This is a genomic window from Candidatus Zixiibacteriota bacterium (genome assembly GCA_017999435.1).
Classification (GTDB): Bacteria; Zixibacteria; MSB-5A5; order GN15; family FEB-12; genus JAGNLV01.
Map to the genome: position 1 here is coordinate 360,392 of JAGNLV010000004.1, position 16,976 is coordinate 377,367.

The following is a 16,976-nucleotide window of genomic DNA, read 5'->3' on the forward strand; positions in this document are numbered from 1 at the left end:
GTGAACCGATCGTCCCCTACCGCCGCACCTTGACGGCGACGATCCGCTGCCCCTGGACGCGCTCGACCTCGAATTCGAGATCGTGCCACCGGATCACCTGCCCCTCCCGGGGCACCGACCCGACCAGGTCGTAGATCAGCCCGCCCACCGTGTCGTAGTCGCTCTGCTCGAAGTCGGTGTCCAGGAAATCCTGCAGGTCCTCGACCAGAAGTCCGGCGTTGACGAGAAAGGCCCCGTCGGTCAGCTTGACAATCTGCTCCTGCTCCCAGTCGTGCTCGTCCCGGATTTCGCCGAAGATTTCCTCGATGATATCCTCGAGCGTCACCAGCCCCGACACGCCGCCGTACTCGTCCACGACCACCGCGATGTGCATGCGCTTATGCTTGAACTCGCGGAGCAGTTCGCCGATGACCTTGGTCCCCGGTATGAAATACGCCTTGCGCATGTGGTCGGTCACCCGGAACTCCTCCCCCGGCTCGGGCAGGTGGTTGAACATGTCCTTCACGTAGGCGAGGCCGAGGATGCGGTCGATGCTCCCCTCGTAGACCGGGTAGCGCGAGTGGCCGTCGCGCATGACCAGCCGGCGGATCTCCGGAAACGTCATCGATTTTTCGATCCCCACGATGTCGATGCGGGGGATCATGATCTCCCGGGCCACCGTCTGGTCGAGCTGGAAGATCTGCCCGATCATTTCCTTCTTCTCTTCCTCGAGAATGCGCTCGCCGATCCCCGCCTGCTCGGCGAGCGTCTCCAGCGCCCGCTCGACGAGGTCCTCTTTGTCCTCGCCGGTCACGTCTTTCGGCGGGCGAATGCGCTGCAGCGCCCGCCGGTAGCGTCCGACGAGCGGGAAGAACAGGAAGTAGATGATGCCGACGAGCCAGAGGTGCCGCAAAAGCCGCGCCCGGTCGGCCGCGGCCGCCGATCGCCTCGGCATGTACTCGACGAAGAAGATGTACAAGAGCCAGGTCAGGAGCATGCCGAAGAGGCGCACGACAGTTGTCGGCCACCCCGAAATCGCACCCAGGCGGGGAAGGAGCTGGTACATGGCCACGGTGACGATGATCAGCGCGAACGACTTGTAGACCGTGGCGCTCTGCACCAGCGCGAGCGGATCGTTCGCGAGCTTCTTCACAAACCCCCGCCGCCGGGCCGACTGGTTGGGGGAAAGCTTCTCGACCTCCTCCGGGTCCACGTAGACGGCCAGCGAGAACAGCGAGATCACGTAGGCGGTGGCAAACCCGGCGATGATGGCGAAAACGTAGAGCAGGTCCAGCATAGGGCTAGGCTCCCCTCACCGCGGCGAGGTAGCGCTCCTCCCGCGTGCGCATGGCGGCGGCCTCGGCCGGGGTGTGGTGATCGTACCCGAAAAGGTGCAGCCACCCGTGGCAGGCCAGCCGCAGGATCTCTTCGCCCAGCCCGACCCCGTAGGCGGCGGCCTGGGCCCGGGCCACGGGCACGGCGATATAGACCTCGCCGTAGATCTCGTCCGCCTGCTCCCCGGCCCCCTCGTGGAGCGGGAAAGCGAGCACGTCGGTGGCCTTGTCCCGCCCGCGGTACGTGCGGTTCAGGCGGCGCATCCGGCGCCCCCCGGTGAACACGAGGTTGACCTCCCCCGCTTTCCGCCGCTCGCCCCGGGCCACCGCCCGGAAGAGCCGCTCGAGCCGCGCGCGCGGGACCCGCACGGTCGTCTCCTTGTATATCCGCAGCTTCACACCCGCTCCTCGGCCTTCTCGTCTTTCGGATACTCCACGCGGTGGTGGAAGGCGGCGATCAGCACCTGGGCGAAGGCCCGCTTGATCTTGGCCAGATCCCGCAGGGTGAGCGGGCACTGGTCCAGTTCTCCCGATTCGAAGCGATCGTTGATGATGCGCTGGATGAGGTTGTCGATCCGCGCGGGCGAGGGGTGGTCGAGGGTGCGGCTCGCCGCTTCGACCGCATCCGCCAGCATCGCGATCCCCGTCTCGCGCGTCTGCGGTTTCGGCCCCGGGTAGCGGAATTTATCCATCACCGCCTCCCCGTTGCCGGCCCGCAGGGCCTTGTCGTAGAAATACTTCTGCACCATCGTGCCGTGGTGTTCTTCGATGAAATTCAGCACGTCGTCGGGGATGTCGGCGGCCTCGCCGAGCGCCCGCCCTTTTTTGACGTGCGAGGAGAGAATGAGCGCCGACATCGAGGGCGAGAGCGACTCGTGTTTCGATTTCACGGACAGCTGATTTTCGACGAAATACTCTGGGATTTCCATCTTGCCGATATCATGGTAATAGGCGCCGACCCGCGCGAGCAGCGAGTTACCGCCGATCGCCTCCGCCGCCGCCTCCGAGAGATTGCCGACAATGATCGAGTGGTGATAGGTGCCGGGCGCCTCGAGCGCCAGCCGTTTCAAGAGCGGGTGGTTCAGGTCCGACAGTTCCAGGAGGGTGATGTCGGTGGTGATCCCGAAAACCGACTCGAAGACGGGGAGAATGCCGATCGCGAGGATCACGCAGGCGAACCCGTTGGCCAGCCCGTAAGCCATGAGCGCGGGGATTTCGGTTGACGGCGCGAGCTTGAGGTTTTCGACAAAGAGGATGAACACGGCGTAGGCGAAGGCCGTGTAGATCATGATGCGGAAGAAGTGCGCCCGCCGCCGCACCCGCCGCGCGCTGAACACCGCCACCGTCCCCGCCACCACGGTCATGAACGTCAGCGTGAAATCAAACCGGTGGACGATGCCGACCAGGACCGCCAGCACGATGGCCGACAGGACCCCGACCTCGGCGTCGAACAGGATTGTCAGCACGATCGGCAGAAAAGCCACGGGGTAGAGGTAGACCGAGAGGTTCCACCGGTCGAGGAGGTAGATGAGGAACAACTGGATGGCGTAGACGGTCAGAATGGCGATGAGCCGCTCATTGGAGTAGAACACCTCGCGGCGGAAGTGGAAGAGAAACAGAAAGAGGGTCGAAAAGGCGCCGAGCACGAGGATGACCCGCGCGATCGCCGGGACCAGGTTCAGCAGCCAGCTCTGCTCGGCCGCGCGCGCCCGCTGCATCTGCACCAACTGCCGGAGGATGCGCTCCTGCCGCTCGTTCACCCGGCTGCCGGCGCGCACGACCACCGCCCCTTCTTCGACCGTCTCCTTCACCGTCTGAATCTGCGTGAGCTCCTCGTCGAGCCGCCGCGTGTACTCGGCCATGTTGACGTGGAGGTTGGGCTGGAGGAAGGCCCGGCCGACGAGGTAGTGGAACTCGACATCGATCGGCTCCGTCGCCGCCAGCCGGTTGAGCGTCGACAGCAGCTGGGCATCGGCCATCTCCAGGAAGAGCAGTTTGTCGCGGTGGTGGATGTTCTCGCGCTCCCCGCGCCGGATGAGCACGTTTTTGTTCCGGCTCTCGGGGATGGAGTTCTTGCTCGGCAGCACGCCCACCCGGTAGATATCCTCCTCGTAGATGCGGCGCAGCCGGGTCTCGACGTCGCGCAGGTTGCCCCGCCCCAGGGCGTCGAGAATGGCGCTCCGGGTCAGGCGCGCGTAGCGCGCCTCGAGGGTGTCGGCGATTTCATCGACGCGCGCCTGCCAGCGCGACAGACGGCTGACCGAGTCGGCCGCGGCGAGGAACCGGTGCAGCCCGCCGAGCGCCTGCCGCACGGCCGTCGAGTCGTAATCGACCACGAACGGCACCGCCAGCCGGACCATCTCCTCCTCGTCCTCGATCTCCCGCTCCGTCTTGCCGACCGTGATCGCAAACGGCGCCACCACGTCGGCCGGCGCGACCTCGCCGCGCCGCGGGACATCGAACGGGTCGTAGAGCTCCTCCCCCGGGTAGAGAATGCCGACGGCCAGGGCCACGGCCGCGAGCATGGCCGCCTTGGTCGCGCGGCTGCGCGCGGTATCGGTGATGGTCAGGCGTGATTCGCTCTGCACTTTCAGCAGGCGCTTGATCGCACGCTTGATCCGCAGGAGTATCGAAGTGATCAGCATGGCCGCCCCGCCCTTCAGCGTTTCTTCGACCGGCCCTCGTGGGCCTCGTAGGCGCGGATGATGTCCTGCACCAGCCGGTGGCGGATCACGTCCCGGTCGGTCAGGTAGATGAACGCGATCCCCTCGATCCCTTTCAGGATCCCCTGGACTTTCACCAGCCCCGAGCCGCGGCGGTCGGGCAGGTCGATCTGGGTGATGTCGCCCGTGATGATCGCCTTCGACTTCTCGCCGATCCGCGTAAGAAACATTTTCATCTGCGCCGAGGTGGTGTTCTGGGCTTCGTCGAGCACGACGAAGGCCTCGTTGAGCGTCCGCCCCCGCATGAACGCGAGCGGGGCGATCTCGATGATGCCGAGCTCCAGAAGGCGGCGGATCTTGTCCGGCTGCATCATGTCGTAGAGGGCGTCGTACACCGGGCGCAGGTACGGGTCGACCTTGGCCCGGATGTCCCCCGGGAGGAACCCGAGCGACTCGCCCGCCTCAACCGCCGGCCGGGTGAACACAATCCGGTTGACCCGCCCGGCTTTCAGTTCCGCCACCGCCATGGCCACCGCGAGGTAGGTCTTGCCGGTCCCCGCAGGCCCGATGGAGAAGACGATGTCGTTCGCGCTCACCGCCTCCACGTACTTCGTCTGCCCGATCGTCATGGGACGGATTTCGCGCTTGAGCGAACTGGTCAGCAGCGACTGCGTCGAAATGTCCTGGGCCGGTCCGAGCCCGCTCTCTTTCACCATGACGATGGCGTAGTTGAGGTACTGCTCGGTCACCGCGTCCCCCTGCTTGATCCGCGTCACCAGGTCATTGAGCAGGCGCACGACCTTCTCGACCACGTCGGGGAGGCCGTCGATGACGATCTTGTCGCCGCGGGCGACAATCCGGCAGGCGAACCGCGCCTCGATGATGCGCAGGAACACGTCGTTCTGCCCGAAGAGCAGGCGCTGGTCGATGCCCTCGATCGTGAAGGACCGGACCACGCTCTCGTCCAGATGGGCATTCATATACGGCGGACCGGTCCGCCTACTGCTCCTCCCTGATTGCCAGCCCCAGTTCCGCCAACTGGTGTGGGTCGATCTCGGCCGGCGAACCGTCCATCAGCGACATCGCGTTGGTCGTCTTGGGAAAGGCGATCACGTCGCGGATGGACTCGCCCCCGGTCATGAGAGCGGCCAGCCGGTCGAGACCGGCCGCGATGCCGGCGTGGGGGGGCGCACCGTACTCAAGCGCCCGCAGGAGAAATCCGAACATCCGCTCGGCCCGCTCGTCGTCGATCCCCAGGATGTTGAGGATCCGCTGCTGGAGATCCCGCCGGTTGATCCGCTGACCGCCGGAGGCGATTTCCCAGCCGTTGAGCACCAGGTCGTACTGCATCGCCCGGGCCCGCCGCCACGGATGGCCGGGGTCGGACACCGGCAGCGGGCTGGCAAACCCGGCCTCGATCAGCGGCACATCCTCTTCCATCGGGTGCGATACGATATTGTGCGCCGCCTGTAGGGTGCGCGACTCCTCATCGAATTCAAACAGCGGGAAATCCACGACCCACAGGAACCGCCACTCGTTCCGGGCCGCCAGCCGGTGCGCCCGCCCCAGGTGCAGCCGCAACTGCCCGAGGATCGCTTCAGTCTTCGCCGGGCGGTCGGAGACCAGGAACAGGGCATCGCCGGTCGCGGCTTTGGCCTGGGCGCTCATGGCCGCCGCCGTCGCCTCGCCCAGGAATTTCAGGATCGGCGATTTGTCGCCTTCCGCGGTCCTCAGAATATACGCAAGCCCCCCGGCCCCTTGTTGCTTCGCCAGCTCGGTCAACTCGTCGAGCTGTTTGCGCGAGTATGCGGCTCCGCCCGACAGCACGATCCCCTTGATCACGCCGCCGCGCGCCGCGTTCTCCCGGAACACCTTGAATTCCGACGCCCCCGCGATCTCGGTGAGGTCGACAATCTCCATGCCAAAGCGGAGGTCGGGTTTGTCGATTCCCCAGCGGCTGATGGCCTCGGCATAGGTGTAGCGCGGAAACGGCGTCGCCACGGCCGCCCCTGCCAGGTTCTCGAACACGTTCGCCATCAGGCCCTCGATGACCGCGAACACGTCCTCGGGCGTCGCGAACGAGAGCTCGACGTCGATCTGCGTGTGTTCGGGCTGGCGGTCGCTGCGCAGATCCTCGTCGCGCAGGCACCGCGCGATCTGGAAATACTTGTCGAAGCCCGCGATCATGAGGATCTGCTTGAACAACTGCGGCGACTGCGGAAGGGCGTAGAAGCGGCCGTGGTGGACGCGGCTCGGCACCACGTAGTCGCGCGCCCCTTCCGGCGTCGAGCGAATCAGCAGGGGAGTCTCGATCTCCAGGAAGTCCTGCGCGCTCATGTATTTGCGCACACACATGGTCAGATCATGGCGGAACCGGATGCGCTCCTGCAGCGGCCCCCGCCGCAAATCCAGATACCGGTACTCCAGGCGCAGCTTCTCGCTCGCGCTCGTCTCCTCCTCAATCTCAAACGGCGGCGTCTTCGATTCCGAAAGGATCCAGAAGGCCTCGGCCACCACCTCGATCCCGCCCGTGAGCATGCGCTCGTTCGCCGTCCCCTCCGGGCGGTGCCGCACTTTCCCCGTGACCGCCACGACGTACTCATGGCGGACACGCTGCGCCTCGGCCAGCATGTCCTTGTCGAACGTTTCCGGGTTGATCACCACCTGGGTGATGCCGTAGCGGTCGCGCAGGTCCAGAAAAAACAGCCCGCCCAGGTTTCGGTAACTGTTGACCCATCCGTTAAGCCTGACGGTTGTGCCGACATGAGCGGGGCGCAATTCCCCACAGGAGTGGGTGCGTTTCACTTCCGAAAATTTGACCACCAGAGAAATTTAACTCCTTGCTGTCAAAATATTTATCGGCACGTTCGGGCCCAAGGTTCAGGCCGCCGGCGCCGCTGACGTACCGGGAAAGTACACTCCCCCCGACCGAATGTCAAGGTTGCCGGTTCCCCGACCGGACAGACCCGGCGGCCGCCGCCCCTCCCTATGGTGCCGCCACGGACCTTATGCCCGGCGACATCGGATTGACAGGGAGCCGGCACCTGTCGGTGGCATCAATTGATTTGCCCGGCCTCAAGCGGGTAACTGGCCCGGTGACGGCCTGAGTCACCGGCAGCGTCGCACTCCGGGGTACGGAGGGATCTCCTGTTGACAATCTCGCAGGCCGTCACGTATACTCTCCTTCATGGTTAACCGGTTGCGACCGATAGAATTACTATGAATATCTCGCGCTACATGACGGAAGATGCGGTCAAACTGGAAATGGAGACCGTCATCGATCCGCCCGAGGAGGGCCAGTCGATTGAACGCTGGCGGGAGCAGGCCAAGTCCCTGATCCTCCTCGAGCTGGTCGACCTCCTGAACGAGACTCACCGCGTCGGCAACCGCAACAAGCTCCTCATCGACTTTGTCAACCGCGAGAAAAAAGCTTCGACCGCGATCGGCCACGGCATCGCCTTTCCCCACATTCGCTCCATGCAGGCCACCGAGTTCATGATCGCGTTTGCCCGTTCCCATACCGGCTACGACTACGGCGCTCCCGACTCGGCGCCGGTCCGCCTTTTTTTCATCATGGCCGCCCCGCCCTACGAAGACAACCTCTACCTCAAGGTCTTCAAGGCCCTCGCGGAGATGCTGCAGTACGAGTCATTTCGCGAGGAGCTGCTCAGCGTTACCTCGCCCGGCGAAGTTCTCCGCGCCATCCGCGCGATGGAGTGAGAATCGGCGGGCATCACCGGCAAGAGAAAACCGGGCCCCGAGGGACCCGGTTCGGCAAAAGTCAAACTGGCGCAAGGCTCACGGACACGGCGCCGGCGCCGCCCCGCCCCGGAAGAGGTAGCCGACCAGGAGCGTCAGGTCCGACACCTTGATCTCACCGTCCCCGTTGGCGTCCCCGTGCTCGGCGCAGACCGGCGGCACGCCCCCGCGGAAGAGGTAGCCGACCAGCAGCGTCACATCGCTGACCTTGATTGAACCGTCGTTATCGTAGTCGCCGCGCCGGGTGCAGCAGCCCGTCGTCTGGGTGGTTAGGCGAAAAGTCTCGGTTGACACCGTCATGCCCGAGAAGCGGTCGCGGGCTTCCACTTTCCAGAAATACCGCGTGCCTTCGTCGAGCGGGCTGAACAGCACGACTGTGGTCTCGGCCAGCTGCACGTAATCATACAGGGCGAACAGCGAATCCTCCGAATACTTGAGCGTGTACGAGACGGCGTCGCCCAGGTCGCCGTCGGTCGAGGCCTGCCAGACAAAGGTCGGGTGCACGGCGACCGTGTCTCCGTTGGCCGGCGCGAGAAGCGAGAAGGCCGCCGGGGCCTGGTTCACGGCGTTGACGAGGAATGTCCCCACGGCCGACCACGGGCTGTACTCGTAGCCGTCCCAGGCCCGCGCCCGCCACCAGTATCGGGCGTCGTCCGCTAGCGGCGTCGACACCGTCCACACCGTGTGCGGGGGCGCCTGCGTGACCCCGGCGGCGGCCGCCACCACCGTCGTCAATCCCTGGTCGGCGTACACGGCGAACTCGTACGTCTGCACGTCCCCATCGGGGTCGGTGGTGTTGGTGACCTTGAGCGTAGGCGTCGCCGTCGTCACCAGCGAATCCTGCGCCGGCGCCACGAGGAGTCCCGAGGCGCTCACGGCGTTCATTCCGAACTCCAGGCGTTCCCACTCGGACCAGCTCGCGCCATTGGACACGCGCACCCGGAAGACATAATCCTGGCCGTCCGCCAGCGGCGCGCCCGCGTACACAGCCGAGGTGTCGGCGCCGGCGGCCGCCCCCGGCGACCACATGTCATCGGCGTTGAAACAGAGATCCCCCGTCCCCACCTGGACCTCGTATGCGACCGCCGGGCCCCCGGCCGTGTCGACCACGCTCCACGAGAACTCCGGCGTGTGGTCGACCAGCCGGAGCGGCGAGGTTCCGCCGCCCACCGCCACCGCCGTGATCGACGGATTCTGCGACACGGAGTCGGCGGCAAAGAAGTCGAGCACCCGCTGCAGCACCATCTGCTTCGTCGCGTAACCGTTGGCGACATACCCGTCGGCGACGCCCTCAAGACCGAAGCTCGCCAGCACGATCTTGTAGGACCCCGCCCAGGAGAGCATCGTCACGCCGCCCACCGGCAGCTCAAACTCGGCCGCCGACCCGTTGATCGCCGTCATCTTCTGCGGGTCGTCCTGGTTGTCCCCCACGTTGTATCGCAGCTTGTAGCCGTCACCGATCGCGCTCCCCGCCGCCCCGTTCATGATCGGGTAGTACTGATCCCCAAGGTAGCCGGCCTTGAGGTAGTTGCTCAGGAACGACGGGGCGTCCCCGTTCAACTCCCGAACAATGACCTGACCGGTGAGGAACAGATTGCCGCCGTTGTCGAGGAAGGTTGTCATCGCGGCCACATCCGCCGCCGAGAGCACGTCCGGGCGGTCGTCGCCGGTGAACCAGACGACAATCGCGTAGCGCGATAGGGTGTCGGCCGGCGGCGTTCCAGACACCGCCTTCGTCCATTTGGCGAACGGCACGCGCAATCCGAAGAGCGCCTGTTCGTACGCCTGGTTCCAGTTGGCCCCGTTGTCGTCGTCCACCAGCAGCACTTCCGGGCCGCCGACGTGCAGTTCGAACCCGTAGGTGCGCTCCGCACCGAGCTGGTCGGCATCGACCGTCAGGAAGAACGAGTCGATGCACGGCGAGAAATCGGCCGGCACGTCGAAGATGATCGGATTGAGGGCATTGCCGCCGGTGCCGCCCGACCCGGCCACGGCCCCGATGTTGACTGTGGGAGTGATGAATACGATATCGTTGTTGTCCGCTGTCAGCGTCCCCGTCACGTTGGTGGCCGTCGCCCAGGCATTCTGCAGCGTGAAGGTGAAGGTCATGCGCTCTCCGGTCTCGACAATTCCGTTGCCGTTGCCGAAAGCCGCATCCGAAAACACGCCCGATAGCAGTTGGAAGCGCGGGCGCGTGAGGGCGATGTCGAAGCCGGCGGTCATGACCGAGTCGGAGGCCGAGATGGTCCACACCGCGGTTCCGGTGACGGCGCCGCCGTAGGCCCGGGTGTTGGGCGTTGACAGATCGTCGAAATCCGCCTTAGTCCCGGCCGACCAGACGTCGCCGCCGTCCCCCTGGTTGGCGCCGCTCTCGAGCTCAAACTCGCCGTCGGCCTGCTCCACCGCCACTTTGGGATGGTTCTCATCCCAGTTCCCGCCGATGGTCTCGTCGATGTGGTAGATGAGCAGTCCTGAGCCAGGGATGCCGACGTCGTACCCGGTTCGCCGCCGGTTCTCGATCACGAAATACTGCGACCCGACGGCTCCATTGGTCCACAGCCGGTAGGCGGCCGGCTCGTGGTAGCTGCTCGGGATGGCGACATTTTCGGCGCCGGCGGTGATGTTCGTCAGGGTCAAGAACCCGAGCTCCTTCTTGCACCACGCATCCATAAAGGCCGGTTTACGTCCTCCGATATTCCAGCTCCCCCCCGCCATGAGCGACCAGTCGCCGATGCCCGAGGACGAATAGTCGCCGTCGTACAGATCGGGTAGGCCGATAAAGTGGCCGTACTCATGCGCGTACACGCCCATTGTCGACAGGCCGGTGGCCGAGTTTTCCTCCGGCTCGGTCGTGTAGGAGCTGATGGTCACGCCGTCCAGGTACTGGGAGGTGCGCAGACTCCACATGTGCGAGTGAATGTCGTTGGGATCCCCCGTCTGCTCGTATCCGGTGCCGGAGTGGACGATGAACACGCCGTCCACCCAGCCGTTGCCATCAGCGTCAAACATCGAATAGTTCACTAGCGGGTCGGCCAAAAGCACCGCATCCTCGGCCATTTTCTGCGCATTCTGCGGGTAGGTCCCGAACCCCTTCTGGCCGTCGACATAGTAGGCGTACGTCTGAGGCGCCCGGACCCAGCCGACCACCTGTCCTTGCATGATGAACGTGCCGTAGGAGTTGTCCCGATAGAACTCGGCCATCGAGTAGTGGTTGTCGCCCGGGTCAAACGAGAACAACAAGTGCATGAAATCGGCGGGCTGACCGTACACCAGTCCCCCCGAGGCCGGCTGGTCGGAAAAATCGACGAGGATCACGAGCACGCGGAAGGTGTCGACCGCCCCAGGCGCGAGTTGGAAGGCCTGGCCGGCGGCTTTGTCCGGCGATCCGATGCTCGGGTTGGGCGCCCAGACCCCCTGGGCGCGGGCTTCCTTGAGGCTCGCCGCCACCAGCGGCAGCTCACCCGAGGCCCGCAACTTCTCCACAAGCTCCGGCGCCAGCGGCATCGCGCGGGGCGCATCGACAACCGCAAGCGGAAGCAGAGCCGCAATGGCGAGTAACAGACTGGCAGTTAAGCGTCGGCGGGTACGAGAGGTAGGCAAGATATCTCCTCCTGAACAACTCTTTCTTTCAAAATACTTTATCGGCCGGAATTGTCAACGCGATTCGAGGGTGCCCGCACGATTGGCGGCGCCGCCGCGCCGCACCCGCCGCTCCGCCAGATACACGCCCAGCAGCACCAGCCCCCCGCCGATCCCGGTGAACAGCCCGAAGTGCTCCCCCAGGTAGGGTACCGCCAGGGCGGTGGTCGCCAGCGGTTCCAGATAGAGGAACACCCCGGCCCGGGCCGCGCCCAGCTTTGCCACCCCCTCCTGCCAGAACCAGAACGCCAGCCCCTGCACGACCAATCCGAGGAAGAGGAGGGCGACGACCCCCCGCACCGGCAGCGCCGTCACCCCGGCCAGGCCGGCCGATCCGAACATGAGGGTGAGAATGACCGCCGCCGAGACCGAGAGCACAAGGAACGGCGTCACCAGCGGTCCGCACCGCCGGGAGAGGTCGCGGGTGAGGATGGTGAACACCGCCCAGGTGTGGGCCGAGGCAAATACGAGCCAGTCCCCGGCGCTCTGCAGCCACCCGAGCGTAAACAGGCGCCCCTGCGACACCAACAGCAGCACGCCGGTCGTGGCCACGGCGATCCCCGCCGCCGCCTTGGCCGACAGGCGCTCCTTCAGAAACACCGCCGACAGGACCGCCAGCACGAGCGGGGTCACCGCGATCAGCCACCCGGTGTTGGTCGCCGTGGTGTACTGCATCCCGATCACCTGCACGAGGAAATGGATGGTGATCGCGGCCGCCGCCGCCAGAATCCAGGGATACTCCGCGCGCGGCACCCGGATCGGCCGCCGCTTGGCCAGGAGCACGGCCCCCATAACCGGAAGCCCGAGCAGGTAGCGCAGGCCGATCACCTGCAGCGGGGTGAGGTACGCCAGGCAGATCTTGGTCGCCACAAACGACCATCCCCAGACACACACGGTGAGCACCAAGAGGAGGCGAATCATCATTTCTCCACACTGCACCGGGGAATGTGACGGGCAATTACCGCTCCGCCCGCTCCCTTGTCAAATGGAATCGCCGCCCCTCGGGGGGGGACCGATTCCCCGCTTGCGCCGCCCGGCGGCGTGACCGATATTGGCGCAGCTTCCCATACCGGGCAAGGGAGCCGCCCCGCCGTCCGGCCTGCGCCGCGCCGCGGGTGCGCGAAATCTTCGGTCGCTGTCAGCGGAAAGGACACCATGGGATTGATCGCCGACGCACTCGTCTGGAAAGGCAACCGCCTGGAGGCGCGAGTGCTGTACTCCCGCGCGGGCGTGGCCCAGCACATTCTCGTGCGCACCGACCGTTCCGGCATCCTCGTCGACACCGGCGACGGCTGTCTGCGCGATCTTCTGGCCGCCGGAATTCGGCTGGATTCGCTCGGCGGTCTGCTCTACACGCACGGCCACTTCGACCATGTGGGGGGGCTCCACACGCTCCTCGGGTTTCTCCGCATGATCGGCCGCACCGCTCCGCTCCCCATCTGCGCCCCCGACCGCTGCACCGAGGTGTTCGCCCTCGCCCACACTTTCCGCCGCTGTTACCCCGATCACCTTCCCTACCCCCTGGTGCTGCGCGAGCTCCACCCGCACGAGCGGTTCGAGCTCGCGGGGCTGCCGATCGAGGCGTACCCGATGGCCCACGCCGGGAGCATCGACCGCGGCGGCATTCTCGATCCCATCCCCGCCTTCGGCTACCGCATCACTTTGGAGGGAGAGACAATCGCCATCACCGGCGACACCGGCCTGTGCGATGAGGTCAAGGATCTGGTCCGCGGCGCCGACCTCGCGATCATCGAAGCGACCTTCGCCGACGACGACCGGTGTGAACCGGAGATGCTCGCACGCGTGCACCTGTCGGAGTCGCTGGCCCGCGACCTCGGCACCCTGGCCAAGTCCTACCTGCTGATTCACCGGGCGGAGCGATCGTGAGGAGGGCACAGGTATCCGGTGCCGGTGGGAGCGAGCGAGAGCGGGGCGGCGCGCGAGATTGACGATCCTAGCGGAGCCGCTTCTGGAGATCTTCGAGCGCCCGCTGGAGCCGCTCCACCTCCTTCCGCAGGGAATCGGTGACCTCGGCGGGGTCGCTCACTCCCGGCTGCGGGGCGAAGAGATCCTCCCACCGCGGGTCATCGAGCCGCGCCGTCTCGAGCGCCACGACGTAGGGCATCTCGCGGCGCAGGTACCCGATCTCCACGCGCGTCCCCGGCGGGTTGTTGCGCACAAGGCTGCGCAGCTCTCCGGCCGATCCGACGGCGACGCCGTTGACGGCGAAGAGCAAGTCTCCCGGCGAGAGGCCGGCCCGGGCCGCGGGCGACCCCGCGGTCACCGAGGTCACGAGCACTCCCCGGTCGATGATCCGCCCCGGCGTCCGCCCCGACTCCACCAAGGACGCCGGGTAGCGAATCTCCAGGCCGGGAGAGACATCGATATCCGCGATCTGCACCCCGACATAGCCGGCGTAGCGGTCGCCCTGAGCGACGAGATGGGCCACGGCCTCGGGAATCTCCGAGGCGGGCACAGCCAGGCCGACTTCCGCGAAGCGTTCCCGGCCGATCCCGCCGGTGATGACGCCGACCAGCTCGCCGGCCATGTCGAACACTCCGCCCCCGACCGTCCCCGAGGTGATCGGCGCGGTGAACTGCATGATTCCGTCGTTGCGTAAGCCGCTGCAGAACCCGAGCGTGGGCGAGGCCCGCACGCCGTAGGCATTCCCGATCGCGATCACCATCTGCCCTGCACACTGGCGGTGCCGGCACAGCGCGGCCGGTACGCCGAGGGGGCGGTCAACAGCCAGTACGGCCAGTCCGGTGATGTAGTCCACGCCGCACAGCCTCGCCTCGAGTGTCTGGTCGTCATAGTGGACCAGGATCTGCTCGCGGCCGGCGACCGAGGAGGCCGAGGCCAGAACATGGCCGGCGCTGTCGTAGATGAGCCCCGAGGAGACGAGGGTGTGGATAGTCTGCCCCCCGGCCCCGCCCACCCCGCCGTACATTCGGGGCTGGATGGCTTCCACCGTCACGATCGAGCGGGAGGCGCGGTAAATGAGTTCGTTCACGCCGTCCTCCAGCCGGAGGAGCGGGCTGTCGGCGGCGCCGACCGATGAGATGGCAAAAAGAACCGCCAGTGCGCACGCCCGTGCGCGCTTGCTGGCGGTCAAAAACAGGTGCGTTAGCATTCGTCAGTAGGTCTGGTCAACCTCCCTCGCAGTGCCATCCGGCGTTTGGTACGACCGAATTACCGGACGAATCCGATAGACCTCCGACACGTAGGGCGAGGCCCCGGTCGTAGCCGCGACATTGGTCGCCCCATACGTCGGCAACCCGTGAAATTCAACCTGCGCGCCAACCGCCTGGGAAAGCCGGTTGAGCCGCTCGGCCCGGGCCATCTGCGCCGCCAGCGACCAATCCTTCTCCAGATTCACCGTCAGATTCGGATTGTGCGTCGGCTGCGCGGTCATGTACCGGGTCGAGGGATCGCCACCCAGGTCGGCCATTGCCGTCTGTGGCTCCTGACCGCCCGAGAGCATCATGATCCCGACCAGCGTCAGGACGCAGACGCTCACGGCGACCGGGGCCACCGCCGCCCACCGGACCACCGGCGCGCGCTTCGGCAGGTAGGCCTTGGTGCGCGTTTCCGCGAAGCGCTCTTCCGCCAGCCGATGGAACAGCTTGGTGGTGAAGTCGGCCGACACCGTGCGCGCCTTCACCTGCTCGGCCGCGGCAAAGAGACTACGGTACTCGCTCTCCTCTCGGCGACATTCGGGGCAGGTCGATAGATGCTCGCTCACCGCCAGTTTCCGCCGGCCGGAGAGTTCCTCTCTACAGTAGGCTGACAGGAAGGAGCGTGTTCTTCGACAGCGCATTCTGACCCTCCAGTTTGGGTAAGAGCTTATCCCTGAGCATCAGGCGGGCCCGGTTCACTCGCGACTTGACCGTCCCCAACGGTATGCTCAGAATTCTTGCCACTTCTTCGTACGGCATCTCCTGAAGATCGCGGAGCATGAACGCCAGCCGGTACTTCTCCGGGAGTTCCTGCACCGCTTCGTCGATGACCTGGGGGAGGCGGCTGGGGAGTTTCATCTCGACCGCGAACTCCGCCTCGTTCCCCTGCATCTCGGTGATGTCGTAATGTTTGAACCGCTTCCGCTTCCGCAACTCGTTGCGGGCGAGATTCAGTCCGATCGTATAGATCCAGGTTGAGAAACAGTGCTGGAAATTGAAGGACTGCCGATGCTGGTAGACGCGAATAAAGGTCTCCTGCACGATATCCTCGGCTTCCTCCTGCGATGACAACATGCGACCGATCACGTTCATCAGCCGGTCCTTGTACCGTTCGACCAACTCGTTAAAAGCCACCATGTCGCCGTCCTGCACCCGGTGCATGAGTTTGTAGTCGATCTCTTTCTCGGTCTCTTTGTTTTTCGCCATCGTCGTCCCGTCCTTCGTGCTATGTCTCTGGTACCCGCCAGAGTCCTGGAAGTTCCACAATCTTTCCTCGCGGCCCGCCATAAGCAACAGAAATTTAACAACTTACCGCAGCCGGCCAGGGGCCGTGCGGATCCCGCCGGGATTACGTCTCTTGGCCAGCCGCCGGTCCGTCGTCCCTAATACCCGTTCGAAGGCGCAATCTTCCCCGGCGGCGGCGGTGTGGACTTATTCGCTGCTTGACAATCCCGGCCGCCGTTGTACCTTAGCCCCCTGAAAGCCATATGGTTAAGACGACCACCACGATTAACGGCCGACTGGTCCCCAAGCGGGAGGCCATAATCTCGGTCTTCGACAACTCGCTGCAGTACGCCGAGGGGCTGTTTGAGATGTTGCTGGCGGTGGACGATCGGCCAATTTTCCCCCGCGATCACCTCCGCCGCCTCCAGCGGGGATCGCGGGTTATCGGGCTCGAGCTGCCGGTCACACCGGCTCAGCTTGAGCGCTGGATGGTCAAGACGCTGCGGGCCCATCCGGCGCGCATCAAGAAACTCCGCCTGACCATCACCGCCGGCGAATCAGCCCGCTGGTTCGGCCGGCCCGGCCGGCCGCAGGTGATCCTCTCGGCCGGTCCGCACCGGATGCCGACCGTCCCGTTCCGTCTCTGGGTCTCCGATTTCCGAGTCGACCAAAATTCGATCCTCCACAGGATCAAGACGCTCTCCTACGCACTCCACGCCGCCGCCTTCCGCCAGGCGCACCGTCGGCGGTGCGACGACGCCCTCCTGCTCAACGAGCGCGACGAAGTTGCCGAGGTCACTTCGGCCAACATCTTCTGGGTCGACCGCGGAACCATCTACACGCCGCCGCTCTCGTCAGGCTGTCTCGACGGCGTCACGCGCCGCATCGTGCTGCGCGAATGCCGCCGCCTGAAACTCCCCGTCGCCGAGCGACCCGCCTTCCTGAGAGACCTCTGCGCCGCCGACGAGGTCTTCATTTCCAGTTCCACCAAGCTCGTGATCGGGGTCGGCGGCATCAGCGGGCCGGGCGGCGGCTGCACAATCCCCCAGGGACCCGTCACCGGGCAGCTCTTCCGTCACTTCCGCAAACTGGTCGGCCTTGACTGACCGGCGGGCGCGGCGCCTCCGATGTTTTTGTTGCTTTAGCCCCCCTGCCGGAGCTATTGCTTGCGGTAACTGATCATTCGGAGAGCAATCGAG

At 65.5% G+C, this 16,976-nt stretch carries 13 protein-coding genes; 3 read left to right on the forward strand and 10 right to left on the reverse strand.

Annotated elements, in window-relative coordinates; genetic code table 11:
* Nucleotides 1-16: 16 nt before the first annotated feature.
* From KA261_11955 to aspS, 5 genes are read right to left on the reverse strand one after another with little or no spacing between them, the layout of a single operon-like run.
* Entirely contained in the window at nt 17-1,276 is a 1,260-nt protein-coding gene (locus KA261_11955) for an HlyC/CorC family transporter (protein MBP7698513.1), read from the reverse strand.
* A gap of 4 nt (nt 1,277-1,280) precedes the next feature.
* Nucleotides 1,281-1,712, reverse strand: a complete 432-nt coding sequence (ybeY, locus tag KA261_11960) for an rRNA maturation RNase YbeY (protein MBP7698514.1) — start codon at nt 1,710-1,712, stop codon at nt 1,281-1,283.
* Nucleotides 1,709-3,958 (reverse strand): HDIG domain-containing protein, encoded by a 2,250-nt coding sequence (locus tag KA261_11965; GenBank protein ID MBP7698515.1) that lies wholly within the window; start codon nt 3,956-3,958, stop codon nt 1,709-1,711. Before KA261_11965 ends, ybeY begins: the two co-directional genes overlap by 4 nt.
* A gap of 14 nt (nt 3,959-3,972) precedes the next feature.
* Entirely contained in the window at nt 3,973-4,956 is a 984-nt protein-coding gene (locus KA261_11970) for a PhoH family protein (GenBank protein ID MBP7698516.1), read from the reverse strand.
* Between the two features lie 19 nt (nt 4,957-4,975).
* Nucleotides 4,976-6,802: an aspartate--tRNA ligase gene (aspS, locus tag KA261_11975; GenBank protein MBP7698517.1), complete on the reverse strand. Its 1,827-nt coding sequence runs from the start codon at nt 6,800-6,802 to the stop codon at nt 4,976-4,978.
* Between the two features lie 393 nt (nt 6,803-7,195).
* On the opposite strand from aspS, the gene KA261_11980 reads away from it, so the two are divergent.
* On the forward strand, nt 7,196-7,696 hold the full coding sequence (locus tag KA261_11980; GenBank protein ID MBP7698518.1) for a PTS sugar transporter subunit IIA: 501 nt from the start codon (nt 7,196-7,198) through the stop codon (nt 7,694-7,696).
* Between the two features lie 78 nt (nt 7,697-7,774).
* Here the strand turns inward: KA261_11980 and KA261_11985 are convergent, their stop codons facing one another.
* Entirely contained in the window at nt 7,775-11,239 is a 3,465-nt protein-coding gene (locus KA261_11985) for a M6 family metalloprotease domain-containing protein (GenBank protein ID MBP7698519.1), read from the reverse strand.
* A 150-nt stretch (nt 11,240-11,389) separates the two neighbouring features.
* Complete coding sequence (locus KA261_11990) at nt 11,390-12,295, reverse strand: DMT family transporter (protein ID MBP7698520.1); 906 nt, start codon at nt 12,293-12,295, stop codon at nt 11,390-11,392.
* Nucleotides 12,296-12,529: 234 nt separating this feature from the next.
* Here KA261_11990 and KA261_11995 point away from each other — a divergent pair, with 234 nt between their 5' ends.
* Nucleotides 12,530-13,261, forward strand: a complete 732-nt coding sequence (locus KA261_11995; protein MBP7698521.1) for a ribonuclease Z — start codon at nt 12,530-12,532, stop codon at nt 13,259-13,261.
* A 67-nt stretch (nt 13,262-13,328) separates the two neighbouring features.
* On the opposite strand, the gene KA261_12000 is transcribed toward KA261_11995, so the two are convergent.
* The 3 genes from KA261_12000 to KA261_12010 form a co-directional block, all read right to left on the reverse strand.
* Nucleotides 13,329-14,387 carry a serine protease gene (locus KA261_12000; protein MBP7698522.1) on the reverse strand — a complete coding sequence of 353 codons (1,059 nt, stop codon included), beginning with the start codon at nt 14,385-14,387 and terminating at the stop codon, nt 13,329-13,331.
* 123 nt (nt 14,388-14,510) lie between these two features.
* Nucleotides 14,511-15,194 (reverse strand): zf-HC2 domain-containing protein, encoded by a 684-nt coding sequence (locus tag KA261_12005; protein ID MBP7698523.1) that lies wholly within the window; start codon nt 15,192-15,194, stop codon nt 14,511-14,513.
* A complete protein-coding gene (locus KA261_12010; protein ID MBP7698524.1) occupies nt 15,151-15,759 on the reverse strand; it encodes a sigma-70 family RNA polymerase sigma factor in 609 nt (202 codons plus the stop codon). The genes KA261_12005 and KA261_12010 overlap by 44 nt, the downstream gene beginning before the upstream one ends.
* 281 nt (nt 15,760-16,040) lie before the next feature.
* Here KA261_12010 and KA261_12015 point away from each other — a divergent pair, with 281 nt between their 5' ends.
* Nucleotides 16,041-16,883 (forward strand): aminotransferase class IV, encoded by an 843-nt coding sequence (locus KA261_12015; protein MBP7698525.1) that lies wholly within the window; start codon nt 16,041-16,043, stop codon nt 16,881-16,883.
* Nucleotides 16,884-16,976: the final 93 nt, after the last annotated feature.